The organism is Variovorax sp. OV329 (genome assembly GCF_900114785.1).
GTDB lineage: Bacteria > Pseudomonadota > Gammaproteobacteria > Burkholderiales > Burkholderiaceae_C > Variovorax.
In genome coordinates this window covers 91,469-108,468 of the sequence record NZ_FOUG01000013.1, presented here as the reverse complement: position 1 = coordinate 108,468, position 17,000 = coordinate 91,469, and the positions used below count along the sequence as shown (strand labels likewise).

At 70.2% G+C, this 17,000-nt stretch carries 14 protein-coding genes; 7 read left to right on the top strand and 7 right to left on the bottom strand.

What is annotated here, in order from left to right:
* Window positions 1–129: 129 nt before the first annotated feature.
* Together BM345_RS20630 and BM345_RS20625 are read left to right on the top strand one after the other, a co-directional pair.
* Complete coding sequence (locus BM345_RS20630) at window positions 130–711, top strand: cytochrome P460 family protein (RefSeq protein WP_093383081.1); 582 nt, start codon at window positions 130–132, stop codon at window positions 709–711.
* 154 nt (window positions 712–865) lie between these two features.
* Window positions 866–1,255: a hypothetical protein gene (locus tag BM345_RS20625; protein WP_093382936.1), complete on the top strand. Its 390-nt coding sequence runs from the start codon at window positions 866–868 to the stop codon at window positions 1,253–1,255.
* Between the two features lie 96 nt (window positions 1,256–1,351).
* On the opposite strand, the gene BM345_RS20620 is transcribed toward BM345_RS20625, so the two are convergent.
* Together BM345_RS20620 and BM345_RS20615 are read right to left on the bottom strand one after the other, a co-directional pair.
* Window positions 1,352–2,065: a response regulator transcription factor gene (locus BM345_RS20620; protein WP_093382934.1), complete on the bottom strand. Its 714-nt coding sequence runs from the start codon at window positions 2,063–2,065 to the stop codon at window positions 1,352–1,354.
* Window positions 2,066–2,154: 89 nt separating this feature from the next.
* Window positions 2,155–5,067 (bottom strand): ATP-binding protein, encoded by a 2,913-nt coding sequence (locus BM345_RS20615; protein ID WP_254789845.1) that lies wholly within the window; start codon window positions 5,065–5,067, stop codon window positions 2,155–2,157.
* Window positions 5,068–5,262: 195 nt separating this feature from the next.
* On the opposite strand from BM345_RS20615, the gene BM345_RS20610 reads away from it, so the two are divergent.
* Window positions 5,263–5,823 (top strand): thioredoxin family protein, encoded by a 561-nt coding sequence (locus BM345_RS20610; protein ID WP_093382929.1) that lies wholly within the window; start codon window positions 5,263–5,265, stop codon window positions 5,821–5,823.
* Between the two features lie 15 nt (window positions 5,824–5,838).
* Complete coding sequence (locus BM345_RS30790; RefSeq protein ID WP_302847586.1) at window positions 5,839–5,973, top strand: hypothetical protein; 135 nt, start codon at window positions 5,839–5,841, stop codon at window positions 5,971–5,973.
* 8 nt (window positions 5,974–5,981) lie between these two features.
* Here the strand turns inward: BM345_RS30790 and BM345_RS20605 are convergent, their stop codons facing one another.
* Window positions 5,982–6,722, bottom strand: coding sequence for a response regulator (locus BM345_RS20605; RefSeq protein ID WP_093382926.1), 741 nt, complete (start codon window positions 6,720–6,722; stop codon window positions 5,982–5,984).
* A 206-nt stretch (window positions 6,723–6,928) separates the two neighbouring features.
* Between BM345_RS20605 and BM345_RS20600 the strand changes: the two genes are divergently transcribed.
* The 3 genes from BM345_RS20600 to BM345_RS20590 all read left to right on the top strand — a co-directional run bounded on the left by BM345_RS20600 (window position 6,929) and on the right by BM345_RS20590 (window position 10,785).
* Window positions 6,929–7,348, top strand: a complete 420-nt coding sequence (locus BM345_RS20600; RefSeq protein ID WP_093382923.1) for an organic hydroperoxide resistance protein — start codon at window positions 6,929–6,931, stop codon at window positions 7,346–7,348.
* 48 nt (window positions 7,349–7,396) lie between these two features.
* Window positions 7,397–8,815 carry an ATP-binding protein gene (locus BM345_RS20595; RefSeq protein ID WP_254789843.1) on the top strand — a complete coding sequence of 473 codons (1,419 nt, stop codon included), beginning with the start codon at window positions 7,397–7,399 and terminating at the stop codon, window positions 8,813–8,815.
* 167 nt (window positions 8,816–8,982) lie between these two features.
* Window positions 8,983–10,785: a cytochrome c biogenesis protein DipZ gene (locus BM345_RS20590; protein WP_093382918.1), complete on the top strand. Its 1,803-nt coding sequence runs from the start codon at window positions 8,983–8,985 to the stop codon at window positions 10,783–10,785.
* Window positions 10,786–10,888: 103 nt separating this feature from the next.
* Here BM345_RS20590 and BM345_RS20585 read toward each other — a convergent pair whose 3' ends face one another.
* The 4 genes from BM345_RS20585 to BM345_RS20570 all read right to left on the bottom strand — a co-directional run bounded on the left by BM345_RS20585 (window position 10,889) and on the right by BM345_RS20570 (window position 16,995).
* Window positions 10,889–12,763 (bottom strand): alkyl/aryl-sulfatase, encoded by a 1,875-nt coding sequence (locus tag BM345_RS20585; protein WP_093382916.1) that lies wholly within the window; start codon window positions 12,761–12,763, stop codon window positions 10,889–10,891.
* A 37-nt stretch (window positions 12,764–12,800) separates the two neighbouring features.
* A complete protein-coding gene (locus BM345_RS20580) occupies window positions 12,801–13,775 on the bottom strand; it encodes a Bug family tripartite tricarboxylate transporter substrate binding protein (protein ID WP_093382914.1) in 975 nt (324 codons plus the stop codon).
* Window positions 13,776–13,795: 20 nt separating this feature from the next.
* On the bottom strand, window positions 13,796–15,631 hold the full coding sequence (locus BM345_RS20575) for an AMP-binding protein (protein ID WP_093382911.1): 1,836 nt from the start codon (window positions 15,629–15,631) through the stop codon (window positions 13,796–13,798).
* A gap of 125 nt (window positions 15,632–15,756) precedes the next feature.
* Window positions 15,757–16,995, bottom strand: a complete 1,239-nt coding sequence (locus BM345_RS20570) for an acyl-CoA dehydrogenase family protein (RefSeq protein ID WP_093382908.1) — start codon at window positions 16,993–16,995, stop codon at window positions 15,757–15,759.
* Window positions 16,996–17,000 lie beyond the last annotated feature (5 nt).

Here is a 17,000-nt window from a genome sequence, read left to right as displayed (position 1 = left end):
CGTGAAGGCAGATACATGGACATGCGCAAGCTGCGCGAGCCGGCGCCGGCGCCCGAAGAATCTTCAGGGCCCGCGCCGGTGCCGCCCCCGTGCCGACGCACTTCCCCCAACCCCTTCGAGGCCCTTTTCATGAAGCCATCGCCCAGAGAGAACTCCGTCCCGTCCACGTCCACACCGCGTGCACGACGCCCGGCCGCGCAGTCGGTGCTGCTGTACCTGGGCGCCGTCGCCCTGGCAGCGGGCGGCGCCGTCATTTCCATCGCCTCGGGAAGCACCGGGGATGCCACGAAACCCGAGGCCTCGCCCATCTACGGCGTGACCATTCCCAAGGCCTACCGGCAGTGGCAGCTCATCGCGCCCGCCACGGAAGCAGCGCCGCTGGACGAGCTGCGCGCCGTGCTGGGCAACGACAAGGCGGTCGGCGCCTATGGCAAGGGCACGCTGCCCTTTCCCGATGGCACGGTGCTAGTCAAGCTGGCCTGGAAGCAGGTGCCGTCGCCGGAGTTCGAGTCGGCGACCATCCCGGGGCCGGCGACCACCGTCCAGGTCATGGTGAAGGATTCGAAGCGTTACGCCGACACCGGCGGCTGGGGCTTCGGCCGCTTCATCGATGGCAGGCCGGCCGACCTGGCGCAGCACCAGACCTGCTTCGCCTGCCACGCGGCCCGGGTCAAGGACCGCGACTACGTCTTCACCCGCCGCGCACCCTGAATTGAAATTTACTGTGCTGCATGTGCACCGCGATACAGAGCCATACGCGTTCCATGCAAGGCGGCCCTTGCCGATCCAAGAATTCACCACGCCGGCTGATCCGGCCCGACGACCGGGCAGGCGGCGCACCCACCTCCACCACTGAAAGACATCCATGAAGTCATTTGCACGCCTCCTTCTTTCCACCGCCGCGGTCTCCGCCCTTCTTGCCGCCAGCGCCCATGCCGAGCAGTACCAGGGTGTGCTGCGCTTTCAATCGTCGGCCCCGCGCAGCCAGGTGCAGGCCGAAGCGGTGGTTGCCGCGCACAGCCCCGATCCGTACAGCGACGGCGCCAACGCCAATGCGCCCACCCCGCTGCCGCACGAGGCCGATCGCGCACAGGTGCGGGCACAGGCCTACGCGGCCGCCCGCGCAGGCAACCCCTACAGCGACGTCGCCGGCGATGGCGTGGTCCAGCTTGCGCACAGCACGGTGGACCGGCAGGCCGTGCGCGCGCAGGCGATCACCGCCGCAGCGCAGGGCGTGTCCGACGGCGTGGAGTGATGTCGGCACTCGGCCAGCGATGGCCGGGCGCCCGCCCGTCGGGCCAAGTGCCGGACAGGCCATCCCGCGGCCGCGCATGACGCGGCCGCTCGCAGTTCAGGCGGCCAACTGCACCGCCTCGCCCAGCCTGGCGGCCATGTTGACCAGGTCCGGCAGGGTACGGGCTCCCATCTTGCGCATGGCATTGCCGCGGTGCGCCTTCACCGTGACCTCGCAGATGCCCAGCTCGGCGCCCACCTGCTTGTTCAGCAGGCCGCGCACCACCAGCGACATCACCTCCTGCTCGCGGGCCGTCAGCGCGTCGTAGCGCACGCGCAGGTCTTGCATGTCGACCGCCTGCGCAATGGCCGCGCGGCTGCGCGCCAGCGCCTCGTCGACAGCGCGCAGCAGGCTCGATGCGCAGATCGGCTTGGCGAGGAAGTCCATCGCACCCGCCTTCATCGCCTGCACGGCCACCGGTACATCCGCCTTGCCCGTCGTGGCAATGACCGGCATTCCGCTGCGCTCGGCCACGATGCGCCGCTGCAACTCGATGCCTTGGGCATGGGGCAGGTTCACATCCAGCACCAGGCAGCTCGGGCCGGCGTGCGGTGCGCGGCCCAGGAATTCCTGCGCGCTCGGGAAGCACTCGGTGCGGCGTCCGCTGCCATCGACCAGCGTGGCCAGCGCGTCGCGGCTTGCCGCGTCGCCGTCGACCACGAAGACCAGCGTCGAATGGCCGGGCTCGTGCGGCACGCTGGAGGCCGGGGCCGGAAAGAAGGGCGCGGTCCAACGGGACGGGCCAGGGGTCAAGGGGAGCTTGTCATGCATGGGTATCTCCAGGCCGGCGGGGATCGCCGGGCCGCATCGCATTGGAGCGCGGCGGGCACCGAGATGGGCATCGCCGGCGATGGCCGGTGTTAGGCGTTGTTAGCCAGCCGCCGGGGCTTGCGGCCGGGCCCGTCCAGGCTCGCAAGAAGCGCGCTCGCGTCGCGCAGGTCGGCGGTGCCGAAACCCTCGGCGTACCCGGCGAGCACATCCCGCAGCAGCACCCGGCCATCCTGGCGGCGCTCGCTCGCGCTCCACAGGCGCGCCAGGTCCATCGCCGTGCGCAATTCCCAGCCGCGGGCACCCTGGCGACGGCTCCAGTCCAGCGATTGCAGCAGGCAGTCCTCGGCCAGCGCGTGGCGCGGCGCGGGCGAACTGGCCAGGGCGCGCGCCTTGACCCGCAGCAGCTCGGGCAGGTTGTACAGGTCGCCGTTCGCATGCACCAGGGCCAGGGTCTCGTCGAGCAGGGCGATCGCGTCCTCCGTCCTGCCGACCAGGATCTGCCCCTCGGCCAGCGTGAGGTTGAAGGCCGTGGTGAGCAGCTCGTAGCGCGATTCGTGCAGCTCGACCAGGCAGCGCTCGATCGCGGCCACGCCGCGCGCCGGGTCGCCGCTGCGCAGCGCGAGCTCGCCCTTGACGCCGCGCCCCACCGCCAGATAGGGCGTGAGCGAATGCGATTCCGCATAGGCGATGAAGCTGTCGATGTCCCGCTCGGCCCGTGCCAGGTCGCCGACCCAGAGGTAGACCGACACGGCCCAGATCAGCGCGATGCACAGCGTCACCGGGTGGCCGAGCCGGCGCGCCTCGTCGACGGCCTGCTGGGCCACGACGACGGCCTGGTCTGAGTGGCCCTGCAGCCACAAGGTGCGCGACAGCGCGATCCGCGCCCGGTTGCAGTGGTCGAAGCCCGAGTAGATGGTGCTGCCCTGCGTGGGATGCACCGCCGCCGCGATCGCCGCCTCCAGCAGCGGGCGCGCGCTGGCCTGGTCGCCGGTGAGGTGCTTGCACAGGCCCAGCAGCGAGTTGGCCGTTGCACGGGCGGTGGGGTCGGCGATGGTGCCTGCCACCGCCATGCTGCGCTGTGCGTAGCCCAGCGAGACGACGAAATCGCCGATGCGCTCGTGGAAGATCTGCAGCCGCGCCAGCAGCTGCACCTGGCTGGCGGTGTCGCCCAGTTCCTCGGCCACCGCCAGGCTGCGCTCCAGTGCATGGCGCACCTGTTCGCTGTTGCCGCGGGTGAACATCTGCGAGAGGCCCAGCGCCGCCTGCAGGTTCATCTCCGCCGGGCTGCCGCGCGAGGACTCGGGCAGCTCGCCCAGCGCGCGCTCCGACCAGCGGTGGCACTCGGCCAGCAGCGACATGGCCAGGAAGGCCGGCACTGCGGCCGCCGCCAGCGCGGTTCCCAGTTCGGGCGCGCCGCCCGGGTCGAAGCACCACTGCAGCGCCGCGCGCACGTTGCCCAGGTCGGCCCCGTCCGCCGCCCGCCCGGCATCGCGCGAGAAGGCACCGTCGGTGGCCGCGACCTGCTCCAGCCGGCGGCGGAAGTACATGGCGTGCCGCAAGGAAGCCGACGCGGTGGCCTGGGCATCCGCCTTCGACAAGGCATAGGCGCGCGTGCTCTCCAGCAGCCTGTACATCAGGCGCGGCCCGAGGCGGTGCACCGCCAGCAGCGACTTCTCGGCCAGGCTGGCGATGGCGGCGATCACCTGCTCCTGGCTCAGCGCAGGCACCACCACGACCTGGCGCGCAGCTTCCAGCGAGAAGTCGCCGACGAACACCGGCAGCCGGCACAGCACCTCGCGCTCGCCGTCGTCGAGCAGCTGGTAGCTCCAGTCCAGCGTGGCCTGCAGCGTCTGGTGGCGCGGCTGCGCCGTGCGCTGGCCGGGCCAGGACAGCGTGAGGCGCTCGTCGAGCAGCGCAGCCGTCTGGTGCAGCCCATAGGTCGCGACGCGGCGCGCCGCCAGCTCGATCGCCAGCGCCACGCCATCGAGCTTGCGGCAGATGCCGGCGACGACGCGGGCGTCCGTGTCGTCGAGGTCCAGCGCTGCGCCGCCGGCCGCCGCACGGTCCACGAACAGCCGCGCCGCCGGATAGGCCAGCACGTCGCGGGCCGTGATGCCGGGCTGGTCCGGCGGGGTTTCCAAGGGCTCGAGGCGGTGGACATGCTCGCCCTGCGTGCGCAAGGCCTCGCGGCTCGTCGCCAGGACGTGGACGCCCGGCGCGGCCTGCGAGATGCGCTCGGCCAGCAAGGCCGCTTCCTCGACGAGGTGCTCGCAGTTGTCCAGGATCAGCAGCAGGCGCCGCTCGCGCAGGTAGGCCAGCAGGCTGGGCACGGGGTCGGTGGAACGCACCGACAGCCCGAGCGCCGAGGCGATGGCGGTCGGCACCAGGGCGCCATCGCTCAGCGCCGCCAGGTCGATGAAGAACACGGCACCCTCGAAGTGCGCCAGCAGGTCGTGGCCGGTTCGCACGGCGACCGTCGTCTTGCCCACGCCACCCGAGCCCACGATGGTGACGAAGCGGCTTCCGGCCAGCTGGCCGGCGATGGCGCCGAGGTCTTCCACGCGGCCCACCATGTCCGCCAGTTTCGCGGGCAGGCTGGCTGCGAGTTCCGCGGGTGCGGAGTGCGTGGCTCGCGGCGCATCGGCGACGAATCTGGACACCGCGGCGACGAAGCAGTAGCCCCGACCCACGATGTTGGCGATGTAGCGCGCGCCGTCCTTGCCGTCGCCCAGCGCCTGGCGAAGCATCGTGATCTGGAAGCGCAGGCTGCCGTCCGACACGATGACACCGGGCCAGGCCAGCTGCAGCAGCCGCTGCTTGCTGACCACCGTGTTCGCGTGCGCCACCAGCACCAGCAGCACATCCATCGCGCGGCCGCCGATGTCCACCGGGGCGCCGTCACGCGTCAGCAGCCGCTCGCCAGGCACCAGGGTGAAGGGCCCGAAGCCCAGCACGCCGCCGGAGTTCCCGGTGGGGTCGCTGGACAGGACGGACGCTGGCACGGGCTGGGTCATCGAGATGCTTGGGGCAAAGGGCGGGCCGGATGTTATCGGAGCGCGCGCGGGCGTGCCGACCCGGTCGGGTCCGGCCACGCCTGCGCCTTGCTGCAGGAAAAGTAGTGTGTCGGCTCGCCCCGCCGGATACGCAACGGTACGCAAATGCGGCTGGGGCGGCTCGCGCGGGCCGAACATCGGCCCATGAGATTTTCGAACCGCGCCATCTTCACCGCCTTCGCCGTCCTGGCCGCCGCAGCGGCGGTGAGCCTCGCCATCTTGCCGCCCGGCCCGGACACGCCGGTCAGCGCGCAGAAGACCGAGCCGGCCTTCCGCGACATCGACGCCTGGATCAACTCCCCGCCGCTGGACCTCGACGCCCTGCACGGCAAGGTGGTGCTGGTGGACTTCTGGACCTACAGCTGCATCAACTGCCTGAACACCCTTCCCTACCTCAAGGCCTGGCACCAGAAGTACAAGGACCAGGGCCTGGTGGTGGTGGGCGTGCACACGCCCGAGTTCGGCTACGAGAAGTCGAACGCGAACGTGAAGGCGGCGGTGGAAAAGCTGCAGATTCCCTATGCCGTCGCGCAGGACAACCAGTACGCCACCTGGAAGGCCTTCGACAACCACTACTGGCCGGCCCTGTACCTGATCGACCAGCAAGGCCACGTCGTCTACTCGCACTTCGGCGAGGGACGCTATGCGCAGACCGAAGACAGGATCCGGCAGCTGCTCGCGCCATCTCGCGCGGCGGACTCCTGAAGAAAGGCGGCCGCCATGAAAAGACTCTGGTTCGCCCTCCTGTTCCTGGCCGGCGGCGTGGCGCAGGAGCTTCGCAATCCCGTGAACTGCCAGACCATCGCCACGCGCCAGGTCGTCGGCGCGCTGCGGCGCCGCCTTCCTGGCGAGTAGGGCGCCGCTCAGTCGCGCGCTTCGACCGTGGAGGCGAACACGTAGCCTTCGCTGCGAACGGTCTTGATGTAGCGCGGCTCGCGCGCGTCGTCGCGCAGGCGCTGGCGCAGCCGGCTGACCAGCAGGTCGACCGAGCGCTCGAAAAGTTCCGCCTCGCGGCCCTGCGTCAGGTTGAGCAACTGGTCGCGGCTGAGAACCACGTTGGGATGGTCGAGGAAGATGCGCAGTAGCCGGTACTCGGCGCCGCTGAGCGCCACCATGGTGCCGCTGTCGTCGATCAGGTGGCGCTCGGAGGTGTCGACCTTCCAGGGGCCGAAGGCCAGCATGCGGGCCGACTCGGTGGACTGCATGTTCGGCGGCAGCATGCGGGTGCGGCGCATCACGGCACGGATGCGCGCGAGCAGTTCGCGCGCCGAGAAGGGCTTGGCCAGGTAGTCGTCCGCGCCCATCTCCAGGCCCAGGATGCGGTCGGCCTCCTCGCTGCGCGCGGTGAGCATCAGGATCGGCGTGGCCTTGTACTTGCCGGTGCGCAGGTCGCGGCACAGCGTGAGCCCGTCCTCGCCCGGCAGCATCAGGTCCAGGATGATCAGGTCGAAGGGCCCGGACGCCTCCAGCGCCGCGCGCATGTGCCGCCCGGTGGGCACCGCGACCACGCGCAGGCCGTTCTTCACCAGGTAGGTCGTGAGCAGCTCTCGGATCTCGCGGTCGTCGTCGACGATCAGCACGTGGTCGGAAGGACGGGAATTCATGGGTCGCCAATGTAGCCAGCTGCGGCGCCGGTGTCAGCGCCTTTGTATGCCCAAGTATCTACGGCTTGAAATCTATTGTCGTGAAGCGCGGCCCGGATACATAGGCATACGAAACGAAGGCCGCCGCGCCTCGCAGCGCGAAGAATCCCTTCGTCCGCCGATCACCGGTGGGCACTTCCATTCTTCACCCCAGCAAGGTTCACGACATGACCCAGGTTCAGAAAGTCCTCTACACGGCCCATCAACACACCGCAGGCGGCCGCGACGGCGGCGCCTCGCGCAGCTCCGACGGCCGCCTGGACATCCACTTCACGCCGCCGGGCATGCCCGGCACCGGAACCAACCCCGAGCAGTTGCTGGCGGCCGGCTGGTCGGCCTGCTTCATCGGCGCCATGGCGCGCACAGCCGGCAAGATGAAGCTTGCCCTGCCCGCGGACACTGCCGTCGATGCCGAGATCGACCTGTGCATGACGGGCGATGCCTTCTCCCTGCAGGCGCGCCTGAACGTGAGCCTGCCCGGGCTGGAGCCCAGCGTGGCGCGCGCGGTGGCCGACGGCGCGCACCAGATCTGCCCCTACTCGAAGGCACTGCGCGGCAACATCGACATCGCCATCAACGTCGCCTGAGCGATGGCGCGGCGCACAATGCCCCGCGCCACCGCCTATAACCGCTCCATGTCCCACTCACCCGGCAGTTCCATCGCAAGCATGTCCTCGCCGCCCGACGACGCACAAAGGCCCTCGGCGGACGGCGCGCACCCGGCCCGCGCGCGCGGCCGGCGGCGCCTGTGGCCACGCTCGCTGTTCGCCCGCGTCACGGTGATCTTCGTCCTGGGACTCGCGATTGCGCAGGCGCTGACCTTCGCGGCGATCCTCTACGAGCGCGAGTCGGCCATGCGCGAGCTGATGATGAGCGGCATCGAACAGGACATCGCCAGTTCGATCGCGATCCTCGACCGCCTGCCCGCCGCCGAGCGCGCCGGCTGGCTGCAGCGGCTGGAGCGGCGCAACTACCGCTTCGTGCTGGGCGGCAGCGTGAGCGGGCCGGCGCCGTCTGCGGCTTCCGCCCGGCAGTTCGCCACTGCCATCGGCCAGGCGCTGCGCCCCTTCGAGGTCGAGCACGTCGCCCAGGGCGGCAGCGGGCGCGATGCGCTGCGCATGCAGGTGCGGCTGTCCGACGGCGCATCGGTCGTCGTGGATGCGCGCCGCGTGGGCATGCCGCTGGCCGACTGGGTGCTGTGGCTGCTGCTGGCGCAACTGGCGGTGCTGGCACTGTGCGGCTGGCTGGCGGCGCGGCTGGTGACGCGGCCGCTGGCTCGGCTGGCCGCTGCCGCCGACGAACTGGGCCCCGACCTGAAGGCGCGCCATGTCGACGAAGAGGGTCCCAGCGAAGTGGCGCAGGCGGCGCGCGCCTTCAACGCCATGCAGGGCCGCATCAGCGACTACCTGGCCGAGCGCGTGCAGATCCTCGCGGCCATCTCGCATGACCTGCAGACACCCATCACCCGCATGCGGCTGCGCACCGAGTTCATGGACAACGAGCAGGACCAGCTCAAGTTCAGGCAGGACCTGGACGCCATGAACGTCCTGGTGCGCGAAGGCGTGACCTATGCCCGCACGCTGCAGGGCACGCGCGAGCCGCCCTGCCGCATCGATGCCGACGCCCTGTTCGAGAGCATGGTTGCCGACTACGGCGACGCCGGCCAGGAAGTGGTGCTGCAGGGGCAGATCGGCGAGCCCATCGTGACGCGGCCCCACGCGCTGCGCCGGATCCTGTCGAACCTGATCGACAACGCGCTGAAGTTCGGCAGCGAGGTGCGGCTGCAGGTGCAATACGCCGATCACCGCCTGACGCTCGCCGTCAGCGACAACGGCCCCGGCATTCCGCCCGAGCACCTGGAATCGGTGATGAAGCCCTTCTACCGCGTCGAGGGCTCGCGCAACCGCAGCACGGGCGGCACGGGGCTGGGCCTGGCCATTGCGCAGCAGCTGGCCAACGCGATGGGGGCGCAACTCAGCCTGCGCAATCGCAGCGAGGGCGGGCTGGAGGTGCGGCTGAGCATGGACACGCGCGCCGACGCGGCGCAGGGCTGAACGCGGCGGCGCCACCCGCGCCGGATCCGAGCTGCCGCGAGTTTGTATGACCGTGTATCTAGCGCCGTACAGGTACACGGCCATACCAAACGGCTTGATCTCGACACACGCCAAATACATGGCGCGCATCCAATCGATACATCGATCAACTCCGACGAGAAGACAAGATGTTCATCCTGGTCGTGGCCTACCTGGGCGGGATCCTTACCATCCTCAGCCCCTGCGTCCTGCCCGTGCTCCCCTTCGTGTTTGCCCGCGCCGACCGGCCCTTCCGCACGCACGGGCTGCCGCTGCTGCTGGGCCTGGCCCTGGCCTTCGCGGCCACGGCCACGCTCGCCGCCGTGGGCGGCAGCTGGGTGGTCTCGCTCAACCACTACGGCCGCGGCGCAGCGATCGGCCTGATGGCGCTGTTCGGCGCCGCGCTGCTGTTTCCCGCATGGGCCGACCGGCTGAGCCAACCCTTGGTTCGACTGGGCAACCGGCTGTCGGAGACGGCGTCGGTGCCAGCCTCTTCGCGCTACGCCTTCCTCGCTCCGCTGCTGCTGGGCGTCGGCACCGGCATGCTGTGGACGCCTTGCGCGGGCCCCATCCTGGGACTGATCCTGACCACCGCGGCGCTGCGGGGGGCCAACCTCGGCACCTCGGTGCTGCTGCTCGCCTACGCGGCAGGTGCGGCCACCTCGCTGGCGGGCGCACTGCTGTTCGGCGGCCGCCTGTTCTCGATGCTCCGAGGTACGCTGCGCACCGGCGAGAACATCCGGCGCGTGGCCGGCCTCGCGGTCCTGGCCGGTGCGGGGGCCATTGCACTGGGCCTGGACACCGGAGTGCTCAGCCAGATCCCGTTCGGAAGCACCACCCGGCTGGAACAGTCGCTGGTGGAAAAGATCGAATCGCGCCCCGCGCGGCTGACCGAGCCGAGCTCATCCACCCGCCCCTCGCGACCCGGCTTGATGCTCACGGCGGCGGGCGCGTCCGACGCCATGCAGGCGCAGCGCCTGCCCGTTCAAGGAAACTTCCCGTCGCTGGCGGGCGCCACCGAGTGGATCAACTCGGCGCCACTCAGCGCCGAAAGCCTGCGCGGCAAGGTGGTGCTGGTGGACTTCTGGACCTACTCCTGCATCAACTGCCTGCGCACCCTGCCCTACCTGAAAGCCTGGTCGCAGAAGTACAAGGACGCCGGCCTGGTGGTGGTGGGCGTGCACACGCCGGAGTTCGCCTTCGAGAAGAAGCCGTCGAACGTGCAGGCGGCGGTGAAGGATCTGGGCATCGGGTTCCCGGTGGCGCTGGACAGCAACTTCTCGATCTGGCGCGCCTTCGGCAACCGGGCCTGGCCCGCCTTCTACTTCATCGATGCGCAGGGCCGCATCCGGCACCAGCAACTGGGCGAGGGCCGCTACGACAAGGCAGAGAGCGTGATCCAGCAGCTGCTGGCCGAAGCGGGCCAAGGCCATCTGCCGGCGGGCCTGGTCGTCGACCCGGTGGGCCAGGGCACCCAGGCCGCGGCGGGCCCGACGCGCGCGCAGTCGGGCGAGACCTACATCGGCTACGCGCAGGCGGACAACTTCGCGTCGCCGGGCGGCCTGGTGCGCGACCGCGCCCATCGCTACGAAACTGCAGCGCAACTGCGCCCGGACGAGTGGTCGCTGGCCGGCGACTGGACGGTGGACGGCGAACGGGCCGTGCTCGATCGTGCGAACGGCCGCATCAGCTACCGCTTCCAGGCGCGCGACCTGCACCTGGTGCTGGGCCCTGCCAAGGACGGCAGCCCGGTGCGCTTCCGGGTGCGCGTGGACGGCAAGGCGCCGCAGGCGGACCACGGCTTCGACGTGGATGCCGAGGGCAACGGCACCATCGACCGCCAGCGGCTGTACCAGCTGGTGCGCCAGGCCAGGGACGGCAACAAGCCCCGGCTGTTCGAGATCGAGTTCCTCGATCCGGGCGTGCAGGACTATGCATTCACCTTCGGCTAGGCGATGGCGAGCACACGGTCTCGCCTGAGCCGGGCGGCTCCATGATCCCGCTGGGCTGGATCCTGCCCGGCGCAAGCCCTGCTCGGCGGCAGGCCCGCGCCGCTCAGGGCTCGACGACGTTGAACATCACGTCGAGCTCTTCCAGCATGCCCAGCAGCCGCTGCACGCCTGCGGCATCGCCCTCGACGCCGATGGTGCCCTGCGCCACCAGCCGCTCGAAGGCGGCAGGCAGGCCGGCGCGGTCCATCTGAAGCTCGGTCAGCGCGGCGCGGTTCATCGACACGCGTGCGCCGGCCTCGCCACGGCAGGCACCGGGCAGGTAGGTCATGGTGGCGTTCTCGATGTGCATGGCCCAGCGCTCGTCCGTTTCCGGGTTGAACCACTCCACATCCATCTGCAGATCGCGCGCCTGCTCCGCGTCCAGGCGCACGGCGAACGAGTCGAGCAGCAGCTCCAGCGGCAGCACCGAGACCAGGTCACGGCTCACGTGGCTGCGGCGGATCTGGGGCACGCCCTTGCGCAGCTCCTGCGCGCCCAGCAAGTAGGCGTTGCGCCAGGTCGAGGACTCGGCGGCGAAGCCCAGCTGCTCCAGCGCGTCGGCGCACAGCGCGCGCGCCGCCGCGTTGGCCGGGTCGGCGAAGACAAGGTGGTTGCTGACCTCGGCCACCCAGCGGTACTCGCCGCGCTCGAAGTCCTTGCGGGCACGCTCGAGCAGTGCGTCGGCGCCGCCCATGTATTCCACGTAGCGGGGGCCGGACTTCTCCGGCGGCAGCAGGTGCAGGTGCGCCGGGTTGCCGTCGTACCAGCCCAGGTAGCGCTGCACGATGGCCTTCACGTTGTGCGAGATGGTGCCGTAGAAGCCCTTGTTGGCCCAGGTGTCGGCCAGTGAAGGCGGCAGCTGCATGACCTCGGCCACCTCGACGCCGGTCATGCCGCGGTTCATCAGCCGCAGGGTCTGGTCGTGCAGGTGCTTGTACAGGTCGCGCTGCTGGCGCAGGAACAGGCGGATGTTCTCGTTGCCCCAGGTGGGCCAGTTGTGCTGGGCGAACACCACGTCGGCGGTGGGTGCGTAGCGGTCCAGCGCCTCGTCCAGGTAGCGCGACCACAGGCGCGCATCGCGCACCTGCGCGCCGCGCAGGGGGCACAGGTTGTGCAGGGTCTGCACGCCGATCTCGGCCGTGTTGAGCGCGCGCAGGCCGGGGAAGTGCATGAACATCTCCGAGGGCGCCTCGCTCTCCAGCGCCAGGTGGAAGATGATCTCCACGCCGTCGATGACGTGGGTCTCGACTTCCTTCTCGATGCTCATCGTCGGCGGGATCAGGGTCATGGTCCCCAGGGGCGCGCCCTTGCCGATGCCGCAGTCCACCTGGCCGCAGGCATTGCGCGGCAGCATGGCGCCGGACTGGAACATGCCCCGGCGCAGCATGGCGTTGCCGCCCAGCACGTTCTCCGACACCGTATGCCACATGAAGCCGTGCGGCGCGATGATGGGCACGCGCCGGGCGATGGCGTCCTGCTCGTCGAGCACGCCGCGGGCGCCGCCGAAGTGGTCGGCGTGGCTGTGGGTGTAGATGAGCGCCGTTACCGGCCGGTTGCCGCGGTGCGCGCGATACAGCTTGATGGCGGCCTCGGCCGTCTCCGCCACGGTGAGCGGGTCGATCACGATCACGCCGGTGTCGCCCTCGATGAAGCTCACGTTGGCGATGTCGAAGCCGCGCACCTGGTAGATGCGCTCGCTCACCTTGAACAGGCCGTGCGCATTGTTCAGGCGGCCCTGGCGCCAGAGGTTGGGGTGCACCGTCGGCGCGGGCTCGTCCGTCTCGAGGAAGGCATAGTCCTTCATCGACCACACCACGTGGCCCTTGGCGCCGCGGATCTCGGCGTCGGGGATGGAGCCGATGAATCCGCGCCAGGCGTTGGCGAAGTCGGTGTCGCCGGCCGTGTCGTTCGCGGCCGGAATCTTGTCGATGGCGTTCATGGGAGCAAAAACCAGGCGTGAAGTGATGGCAGGCCGCTCATTCGAGGCGGATGCCGGAGGACTTGATCATTTTTTCGACCACGGGGGACATGGTCTCGACCTCGCGGCGGAAGTCGGCCGAGCTGCTGCCCACGGGGTCGGCGCCGTAGACCTGGATGCGTGCCTTCAGCGCCGCGGTCTGCAGCGCAGCACGCGCTTCCTTCTCGATGCGCGCCAGCACCGGCGCGGGCACGTTGGCAGGCGCCAGCAGGCCGATCCAGCCGAAGGCCTTGAACTCGCGCTCGGTGAAACCGGACTCGGCCAGGGTCGGTACGTCGGGCAGGTTCTGCGGCCGCCGGTCGGCGATGGAGCCCAGCGCCGTCAGCTTGCCGCTCTCGACGAAGGGCGCGAGAGAGCCCAGCGAGGCGATGCCCCAGGCGATCTGGCCGCCCAGCATGTCCTGGATCATCTGCGCCTCGCCCTTGTAGGCGACATGCACCATGTCCAGGTCGCGGGACTGCGACAGGTAGGCGCTGTACAGATGCCCGGCGCTGCCCAGGCCGTAGGAGCCGTAGCTGACCCTGCCCTTGTTCTTCTGCGCCCAGGCGACGAATTCCTTCATCGACTTCGCCGGCACCATCTTCGGGTTGACGGCCAGCACCAGCTGGCCGGTGCAGATCTGCGAGACATAACTCAGGTCGCGCTTCGGGTCGTAGGGCACCTTGGGCAGCAGGTAGGGCACGTTGAGGATGGGCGCGGAATGCGTCACCAGCAGGGTGTAGCCGTCGGGGTTGGCGCGCGCCACGGCCTGCGTGCCGAGCACGCCGGAAGCGCCGGCCCGGTTGTCGACCACGATCGCCTGGCCCAGGCGCTTTCCCATCTCGTCGGCCAGCGCGCGGGCGATGCCGTCCACCGCGCCGCCGGGCGGAGCGGGCACGACGAAGGTGATGGGACGTGTCGGGTAGTCCTGCGCCGGTGCGAGGCCGGCCCAGGCCAGCGTGGCCACGGCCACGAGGGTCTTGATGAGTTTCATATGGAATCCTTGGAGAGCGTTCAGCGGGCGCGGGCCACGTGCTGCGGCGGCTGCGCATGGAAAAGCTCGGGCAGCAGGTGCGCGCGGCGGGCACGCGTGCTGGACTGGTTCACGTAGCCCTTGTCGGAGACTTCGTTGGCGTCGATGGAAGGCGGCTCGGGCATCAGCATCAGCCGCTGCACGCTGAGGCTGGCCGTGCCCTTGCTGCGGCGCAGGCGCTCGGCCAGCGCGCCCACCACCACGGGGTGCCGGGCGAGCGCGGCCGCATCCAGGCCGGCCAGTTCGGGCGCCAGGCGCTGGCACTCGGCCACGTTGGGCCAGGCCAGCGCGGCGATGTAGTCGTGGTCGTGCCCGCAGATCACCGCGTCGGTGATGAGCGGCGCGCACAGGTCCACCAGCCCCAGGCGCACGGCGCCGGTGCGAACCCAGGTGCCGTTGATGAGCTTGAAGTCCTCCACCACGCGGCCGGCGAAGCGCAGGCCCTTGGCGGGGTCCGCCGAGTCGGCCAGCACCACCGCATCGCCCAGCAGGAAATAGCCTTCCTCGTCGAAGGCAGCGGCCGTGAGGTCGGGGCGCTGCATGTAGCCCGCGAAGGGGAAACCGGAATGAACGCGGATCTCGTAGCGGCCGTCGCCGCCGTCGAGCGGAACCAGCTTGACCTTGGCGCCAGGGCGCGGCACGCCCACGTTGCCCAGGTCGTCGCCCTCGCCGTCGTAGAAGCAGCCGGCACCGGCCGTCTCGGTCGCGGCCAGGCCCGAGTGGAAGGGGATGCGGCGGCCGACGCCCGTGCTGGCGATGCGCTGCACCCGCTGCCACACCTCGCGCGGCAGGCTGGCGCCGCCGTAGCCGAAGCTGTGGATGCGGGCGCACAGGCTGCGCGCCAGCTCGGGGTCGCGCTCCAGCTCGCCGGCCAGCATGGCCCAGGCCGAGGGCACGCTGCTGAACATGCTGGGCGAGACCTCACGCAGGTTGCGCACCGTCTTGTCGAACTGGCCCGGCAGCGGGCGGCCGTCGTCGATGTGGTGCGTGGCACCGTTGAGCATCGAGCGGTTGAAGTTGACCATCAGGCCGAAGGCGTGGTGCCAGGGCAGCCAGTCCAGGTACACCGGCTGCTGTTCGGTGAGCTCGCCGAACACGTTGTCCAGGTAGCGCGTCATGAAGGCCAGCGCGCCGAAGCTGGTCGCCACGCCCTTGGGCACGCCGGTGGAGCCGGAGGTGAACAGCACGCGGGCGATGTGCTCGGGCCGGATGGCCGCATGCGCGGCGGCCACGGCAGCGCGGCGCTCGGGGGTCAACCCGGTGGCCAGCAGGCTCGCCCAGCTGCGCTGCCCCTCGGTCGCGCCCTGCACCGCGATCACCTGCGCGCCGTGGCCCGACAGCGCGACGAGCGCCGGCCCGAAGGCCTGGCCCGACTGCACGAAGACGGCCGCCGGCGGCACCAGCTCGGCCACGCCCTTCAGGCGGGCGAAGTCGCGGCTCATGAGCGAATAGGCCGGCGACACCGGCGCGGTGGGAATGCCCACGTACTCGGCCGCCATGAAGAGCACCGCCTGCTCGATGGAATTGCCCGACAGCAGCATCAGCGGGCGGTCCTGGCCCAGCTTCATCTCCAGCAGTGCGGCGGCCACGGCCTGCGCCTGTTCCCAGAACTCGCGCCAGGTGATGCGGCGCCAGCCGCCGGCGGTGTCGCGCTCGCACAGGGCGTAGATGCTGCCGCGGCGCTGCGCCCACTGGGGCAGGAAGTCCGCGAAGCTGCCGTTCGTGCCGGCGGGCAGCGGCTGCGTGGGGGTGAGGATCAAGCTGCCGTCGTCGCGCCGTTCGACGCGGATCGCAGGCTCAGCCTTGGCGTGGTTCATTTGTCTCTGTCTCCGGGTTCTGCTCACGCGCCCCGGTTTGCGGGCGAATGGCATCTTGTACGTCACGTTAAGGGGCGGGCGCCACGCCATCACCACCCAGGCCGGGTGGCAGGGTCTACCCCGCCTCAGGCCCAGAAGGCCGTGTCCCCCGCCAGCAGGCGCTTGGCGATGGTGCGGCGCTGGATCTCGGAGGTCCCGTCCGGGATGCGCAGGGTGCGCACGTAGCGGTAGCCCTCTTCCAGCCGCAGCTCGTTGGTCAGGCCCATGCCGCCATGCACCTGGATGCAGCGATCGAACACGCGGCCCGCGGCCTCGGTCGAGGCGGCCTTGACGATGGACACCTCCTTGGTCGCCGCCCGCCCCTGATCCACCAGCCACGCGCAGTGCTGGATCATGGACTTGGCGGCGTAGATGTCCATGGCGCACTCGGCCAGCATGATCTGAACCGCCTGATGCTCGGCAATGGGCTGGCCGAAGGTCTTGCGCACCTTGGAATATTCCAGAGCCTGGTCCAGTGCCCAGCGGGCCAGGCCCAGGCAGGAAGCGGCCATGCTCAGGCGGCCGGCGTTCACGCCATCCAGCGCGACCGATAGGCCCTTGTCCACCGGCCCGATGCGGTGCGAGTCGGGCACGCGTACGTTCTCCATGGTCACGATGCCGAGGTCCGCGCCCAGGTGGCCCATGATCGGAATGACGCTGGGCACCGAGAAGCCCGGCGTGTCCGTGGGCAGGAAGAAGCCGGTGATGCCGCCCTTGCTCGCCCGTGCCTTCTCCTCGTCGGTCACGGCGAAGACCATGGCGTAGTCGGCATAGGGCGCGTTGGTGATCCACTGCTTGGTGCCGGTGATGACCCAGTCGTCGCCGTCGCGCACGGCGCGGGTGCGCATGCCAAAGACATCCGAGCCCGCATCGGGCTCGCTCAAGCCAAAGCACAGCGTCTTATCGCCGCTGGCAATGGCCTCGTGGTGCTGTTCGAGCACCGCGCGGTCGAGGTGCCGCAGCACCGGCGTCAGGCCGTTGGTGAAGGGCGAAGGCAGCACCACCGTCTGGATCAGGTGGCGCGACGGGCCCACATGCGCGTTCAGCCGCTCCTGGATGTACGCGGCGGCTTGCGCGCCCAGGCCCCCGCCGCCGATCGCTTCGGGACCGAGCGCGGTGTAGAAGCCCAACTCCGCCGAGCGCTTGCGCACCTGCTTGCGCAGCGCCAGCACCTGGGGCACGTAGCAGCCGCGCTCGTCGTAGACCTTGCGCTCGCTGTGAAGCAGCCCGCGGTGCTCGTGTTCCAGCGGTGCCACCTCGCGGTCGATGAAGCGGATCAGCGAATCGCCGATCTCCACCCAGTCGCTGGGAATCGTGAAGTCCATGCCGT

Coding starts and splice junctions, on each gene's coding strand:
- BM345_RS20630 (WP_093383081.1), top strand. CDS start 130: ATGAAGCCATCGCCCAGAGAGAACTCCGTCCCGTCCACGTCCACACCG.
- BM345_RS20625 (WP_093382936.1), top strand. CDS start 866: ATGAAGTCATTTGCACGCCTCCTTCTTTCCACCGCCGCGGTCTCCGCC.
- BM345_RS20620 (WP_093382934.1), bottom strand. CDS start 2,065: ATGCATGACAAGCTCCCCTTGACCCCTGGCCCGTCCCGTTGGACCGCG.
- BM345_RS20610 (WP_093382929.1), top strand. CDS start 5,263: ATGAGATTTTCGAACCGCGCCATCTTCACCGCCTTCGCCGTCCTGGCC.
- BM345_RS30790 (WP_302847586.1), top strand. CDS start 5,839: ATGAAAAGACTCTGGTTCGCCCTCCTGTTCCTGGCCGGCGGCGTGGCG.
- BM345_RS20605 (WP_093382926.1), bottom strand. CDS start 6,722: ATGAATTCCCGTCCTTCCGACCACGTGCTGATCGTCGACGACGACCGC.
- BM345_RS20600 (WP_093382923.1), top strand. CDS start 6,929: ATGACCCAGGTTCAGAAAGTCCTCTACACGGCCCATCAACACACCGCA.
- BM345_RS20595 (WP_254789843.1), top strand. CDS start 7,397: ATGTCCCACTCACCCGGCAGTTCCATCGCAAGCATGTCCTCGCCGCCC.
- BM345_RS20590 (WP_093382918.1), top strand. CDS start 8,983: ATGTTCATCCTGGTCGTGGCCTACCTGGGCGGGATCCTTACCATCCTC.
- BM345_RS20585 (WP_093382916.1), bottom strand. CDS start 12,763: ATGAACGCCATCGACAAGATTCCGGCCGCGAACGACACGGCCGGCGAC.
- BM345_RS20580 (WP_093382914.1), bottom strand. CDS start 13,775: ATGAAACTCATCAAGACCCTCGTGGCCGTGGCCACGCTGGCCTGGGCC.
- BM345_RS20575 (WP_093382911.1), bottom strand. CDS start 15,631: ATGAACCACGCCAAGGCTGAGCCTGCGATCCGCGTCGAACGGCGCGAC.
- BM345_RS20570 (WP_093382908.1), bottom strand. CDS start 16,995: ATGGACTTCACGATTCCCAGCGACTGGGTGGAGATCGGCGATTCGCTG.